Origin of the sequence: Bradyrhizobium sp. SZCCHNRI3043, assembly GCF_032377735.1 — a bacterium.
In the GTDB taxonomy this organism is placed as follows: domain Bacteria; phylum Pseudomonadota; class Alphaproteobacteria; order Rhizobiales; family Xanthobacteraceae; genus Bradyrhizobium.
Genome location: NZ_JAUHID010000039.1, coordinates 1 through 1,656 on the forward strand (window position 1 = coordinate 1; position 1,656 = coordinate 1,656).

1 protein-coding gene is annotated in these 1,656 nt (G+C 63.8%); it reads left to right on the plus strand.

Annotation, left to right across the window (positions count from 1 at the left end):
• The coding region (locus QX124_RS31790) for a condensation domain-containing protein (protein WP_315741309.1) at positions 1 to 1,656 on the plus strand (1,656 nt) is incomplete at both ends.

Genomic DNA, 1,656 nt, shown 5'->3' on the forward strand with positions numbered 1-1,656 from the left:
ACACCCCGCCGCGGACACCACGCGAAGAGAAACTCTGCGCTCTGTTTGCCGAGACCCTCGGGCTCGAGCGCGTCGGGATCCATGACAACTTCTTCGATCTCGGCGGCCATTCGCTGCTCGTGACGCATTTGGTCTCGAAAATCCGTGCTGCTTTCGGGGTCGAGCTGCCGCTTGGTACGCTGTTTGAAGTTTCGACCATCTCCGGGCTCGCTGAACGGCTCGATCAGGCCGAGGCGGCAGCACGACCGACTCTTCGGCCGGGCCCTCGTCCGGAGGTGATCCCGCTCTCGTTCGCGCAAAGTCGCCTGTGGTTCCTCAACCATCTCGAAGGACAAAGCCCACACTATAATCTCACGCTCGCATTGCGTCTTCGCGGTGCCCTCGATCGCGACGCCCTCGAAGCCGCCCTCGCCGATTTGGTCGAGCGGCATGAGAGTCTGCGAACCGTCTTCCCGGAGACGGCGGGCACACCCCGCCAGCTGATCCTCGATGCTGAAATCGCTCGGCCGATCCTCGCGGTGGCGGCAACCACTGAGGCCGAGCTTCCCCAGGCGCTCAACATGGCCGCGAGCCGCGGCTTCGATCTCGCCGTCGAACCGCCGCTCCGCGTCGATCTCTTCGTCCTCGCGCCGCGCGACCAGGTTCTGCTGCTGTTGATCCATCATATTGCCGGCGACGGAGCTTCGCTCGGGCCGCTGGCTCGCGATCTCGCTACCGCTTATGCTGCGCGTAGTGAGAAGCGCGCGCCTGTCTTCGAGCCGCTGCCCCTGCAATACGCCGACTACACGCTTTGGCAGCACGCGCTGCTCGGCAATGAGGAGGATCCCGAGAGCCCGGTCGCGCGCCAGTTGGAGTATTGGAAGAAGGCGCTGCATGGCCTGCCGGAGCAACTGGAGCTGCCGGTTGACCGTTCCCGGTCGCCTGTTCCCAGCCATCATGGTGATACTGTCGCGTTCGAGATCACCCCCGAAGTGCACCAGGGGCTGCTGATGCTGGCGCGCGAACAGCAGGCCAGTCTCTTCATGGTGCTCCAAGCCGGCCTCGCTGCGCTGCTCACGCGGTTGGGCGCAGGTACGGACATCCCAATCGGCAGTCCGGTGGCGGGGCGCAGCGATCACGCGCTCGACGACTTGATCGGATTTTTCGTCAACACCGTGGTACTGCGCAGCGACACCGCTGGAAATCCAAGCTTCCGCGAACTGGTGGATCGCGTGCGCGCCGCCAATCTCGATGCCTACGCGAATCAGGACTTGCCGTTCGAGCGCCTCGTCGAGGCGATCAATCCGACACGGTCTCTGAGACGCCACCCGCTCTTCCAGGTGATGCTCGCGTTACAGAACGCTGGTACGCTCAGCCTTGATATGCCCGGTCTCACCATCGTCCCGCAACCGATGAGCAGCAGCGCTGCCAAATTCGATCTGGCCTTGATCTTGACAGAGAGTCGTGGCCAGCACGGTGGGTCAGCTGGGATCGAAGGCACGATCGAATACAGTACGGATCTGTTCGAGCGGAAAGCCGTCGAAGCCATCGCCACGCGTTTGGTGCGCCTGCTCGAATCTGCAACCGCCACGCCGGATCAGCCGATTGGCGCAATCGACATTCTCGACGCGGCGGAGCGGCGTCGGGTGCTGGCGGAGTGGAATGACACGGTGCGCG